The sequence below is a fragment of the Wolbachia endosymbiont of Drosophila bicornuta genome (assembly GCF_028982105.1).
GTDB classification, from domain to species: Bacteria; Pseudomonadota; Alphaproteobacteria; order Rickettsiales; family Anaplasmataceae; genus Wolbachia; species Wolbachia pipientis.
The window spans coordinates 1-3323 of record NZ_JAPQLF010000032.1 but is presented as its reverse complement, the minus strand read 5'-3'; the positions used below and the strand labels follow the sequence as shown (position 1 = coordinate 3323).

The following is a 3323-nucleotide window of genomic DNA, read 5'->3' as shown; positions in this document are numbered from 1 at the left end:
AATCCTTTCGTCGTGCTGTTGATTCTGCCTTCCTATGACCTGTTCGGACTATTATGAGAAATGCTATACATTTTTATCATCTTGAGACTTAAGCGTGAATTCTAGTGAGCTGGATAGATCACACACCTTGTCACCGAATGTACCGTCACTCCTTTGGAAAAATATTGGTAATGTCATATCAGATTTAACACTCACATTATTTTGGCTAACACAGTCAATACTTATTACTTTTTCAGGGCTTTCTATTATGAATGAATGCTGGCTAAGTGCACCTTGAAACTCTATATGTACACCAGCTTCATATCCTGCTTGATTACAATTGATAACTAATTCTTCCAAGATAGAGTCACTTGGAACTTCTGCCTTAGCGTATTTGAACATCTCCTTAAAAACTTTTCTTGCAAATGGGCGGTAGTCTTCATTTTTACCTTCACTTTTTGGCAGTAAACTATCATGTTCTTTGTATAGCTCGGCAATCAAATCTCTACTTATACTTTTGCCGTTAATAACAAAATCCATTCTCTGAAAATCTAAGAACGCTGTATTACCAGAATTCGCTTCAGCATTGTCTTTACCAGCTCTTAACTTGCTAAAACCAAACTTTTCTGCTTGAGTTCTTAATGTATAGCACTTCTCGCAATAGTCCGAATAGGATAAGATATGTGCTTATGGCTATGGTAGAGCAGTAGCATATTATGATCTGTTCGGATTATTGTAAAAATAGCTATAACTACTGGATTTTCCTTTTCTTCTGATATAGAGCTACTCATTATGAATACCTTGATATAGACTGCTGATAGTATAATAATACATAAAAATGATTAATAAGTTAATAAAATACCTACTATAAGCCCTATGATAGCAAATATAGTTAGGGGTAACTTAGGCTTACCGACGATTTTAAAAACAACAAATTCGTCATTCCGTTACGTGTTAGCGGCTGAGATACCGCGAATGAATCGCGGTATGACGTTAGAGAGCTGTGCTAGCTATAGTGCATACCTGACCATAAGGTGACAAGATTTTAAAAAGGCTCTATAACAGTTTTACACATGTATGAATCTCAATGAGCAATCAGATTTTTCTAAATAGCAGGCTGGAGAATATACCTAAGTTTCATTCCGCAATATTACCTAAACTTTGTGGTGGGGACAAGGTGGTGGATCTGCTGTTTTATAAGCCACTTAGTTATGTGGATAGAAGCAAGTTACTATCTGATGCTCGAGTTGGAGAATTTACAACTTTCATTGCAAAAGTTTATGAACATCAGTCGCCCACTTTTAGAGGTAGACCATATAAAATAGTCGTTGAAAGTGAGAGTCAGTATATATTCATAGTCTTTTTTAATTACTCAGTTAAGTATTTATATAAACTATTTCCAATTGGAGCGAATGTGATCATCAGTGGCAAACTCGAAAAATTTGCTGAACATTGGCAAATTACTCATCCAGATTACGTGTCGCTTGACATCAACCAATTTAAAGAAATAGCTTGCATAGAGCCAGTTTACCAATTATGCCGTGGCATTACCAATAAGCGCATTGGGAACATAATAAGCTCTAATCTAAAGGAATTGCCTGATTTACCAGAGTGGATAGATGATACATTAATCAAGCAAAAAAAATGGTTAAGTTGGAGGGAAAGCATCATAAAGTTGCACAGACCAAGCTCATTGGTGGAAGCTGAGGTTTGTAGAAAAAGGCTTGCTTATGATGAATTGTTTGCGTATCAGCTAGCGCTGAAACTTGCAAGAAAAAATCATGTGAAAGAAAGGGGAAGAGAATTTATAATATTGAGTAAATATAAAGAGCAAGTTTTGAATGAATTGTCGTTTCAATTAACAAATGATCAAACTCGTGTAATAGATGAGATCTCAGAGAGACAAAAATCCAAGTATCGCATGATAAGCTTGCTGCAAGGTGATGTTGGTAGTGGCAAAACCGTAGTTGCACTTTTTGCAATGATAAATGTGGTAGAAAACAACATGCAGGCAGCTCTAATGGCACCGACTACTATCTTGGCGGAGCAACATTATAATTGGATTGAGGAAGTTTTATCCTGTACCGATATAAAAGTTGCGCTGCTTACTGGTAAAACTTCGCGCAAGGAAAGAAAGATTATCATGAACGAACTTGCAAGTGGTGTTTTAAATATAGTGATTGGCACTCATGCACTATTTCAAGCTAACGTTACATTTAAAAATTTAGGGCTTGCAGTCATAGACGAGCAACAGCGATTTGGAGTGATGCAGAGAAATCGCTTGGTAGGAAAAGGAGAAAATGCCGATATACTTTTCGTTACTGCAACTCCCATTCCAAGAACTTTGCAGCAAGCTATGTATGGTGACGTTGAATGTTCAATTTTGAAAGAAAAACCAAAATCCAGATTGCCAATAAAAACTGTAACTATGAACATTAGTAGGGTGCCAGATGTTATTGAAAAGCTAAAAGGTGCTATAAACAGGGGCGAAAAAGCATATTGGATTTGTCCATATATAGAAGAAAACGAAGAGACCAATATTGCTGCAGCAGAGATGCGTTTTCAGGAATTACAAAAAACATTTCTTGATAAAGTCGGGATAATACACGGAAAATTGACTCAGGAGCAGAAAGATCAAGTTATGTTTTCCTTCAAAAGGAATGAATTTTCTCTGCTTGTTGCAACCACTGTGATAGAAGTTGGCATAGATGTGCCAGATGCAACCATCATGATTATAGAAAATGCAGAGCAATTTGGGTTATCACAATTGCATCAGTTAAGAGGCAGAGTAGGGCGAGGAAACAAGCCATCTTTTTGCGTATTATTATACGATAATTTAAGTAAAAGCTCATCTTCAAAGTTAAAGATCATGTGTGAGTCACAAGATGGATTTTACATTGCTGAAAGGGATATGATGCTAAGAGGCAGTGGAGATATTTTAGGCACAAAACAATCAGGATGTATGGAATTTAAATTTGCTGATTTATATCAGGACAAAGAGCTGCTCAATCTCGCGTATAATAACGCAAAAGGCGCAATGGCTGATTTTGAATTACTGCTTGATATATTTGAATATAGGAGTGGATTACATTTTTCAAAATTTCAGTAGGAAAACCAGGTAGCCCGCAGAAACGAAAAAACTTCCTTGACAAACCTCGCCAGCCCCCTTATCATGAAACTGAAGCTATTGTATTTGCTTTCGCCAATCTGCAGATTAAAAGGTAAGGATTACTTAATGTATCGGCGTCTTATGTTCAATTTTTTGCAGTATATGGATACTGTATGTCTTTACAAAACTTCATCTACATCTAGATTTTTATCTAAATAAGCTGAACGCGCTTATA

General features: G+C 36.3%; 3 protein-coding genes. 1 reads left to right on the top strand and 2 read right to left on the bottom strand.

From position 1 onward, the window contains the following. Positions 1-63: 63 nt before the first annotated feature. Together OZD68_RS00290 and OZD68_RS00285 are read right to left on the bottom strand one after the other, a co-directional pair. Entirely contained in the window at positions 64-519 is a 456-nt protein-coding gene (locus tag OZD68_RS00290; RefSeq protein ID WP_182309150.1) for a hypothetical protein, read from the bottom strand. A 98-nt stretch (positions 520-617) separates the two neighbouring features. Continuing rightward, complete coding sequence (locus tag OZD68_RS00285; RefSeq protein ID WP_182309151.1) at positions 618-770, bottom strand: hypothetical protein; 153 nt, start codon at positions 768-770, stop codon at positions 618-620. 296 nt (positions 771-1066) lie between these two features. Between OZD68_RS00285 and recG the strand changes: the two genes are divergently transcribed. After that, the gene (gene recG, locus OZD68_RS00280; protein ID WP_182309152.1) at positions 1067-3088 is read left to right on the top strand and encodes an ATP-dependent DNA helicase RecG; all 2022 of its coding nucleotides are present in this window, start codon (positions 1067-1069) and stop codon (positions 3086-3088) included. Positions 3089-3323 lie beyond the last annotated feature (235 nt).

Coding starts and splice junctions, on each gene's coding strand:
- recG (WP_182309152.1), top strand. CDS start 1,067: ATGAGCAATCAGATTTTTCTAAATAGCAGGCTGGAGAATATACCTAAG.
- OZD68_RS00290 (WP_182309150.1), bottom strand. CDS start 519: ATGGATTTTGTTATTAACGGCAAAAGTATAAGTAGAGATTTGATTGCC.
- OZD68_RS00285 (WP_182309151.1), bottom strand. CDS start 770: ATGAGTAGCTCTATATCAGAAGAAAAGGAAAATCCAGTAGTTATAGCT.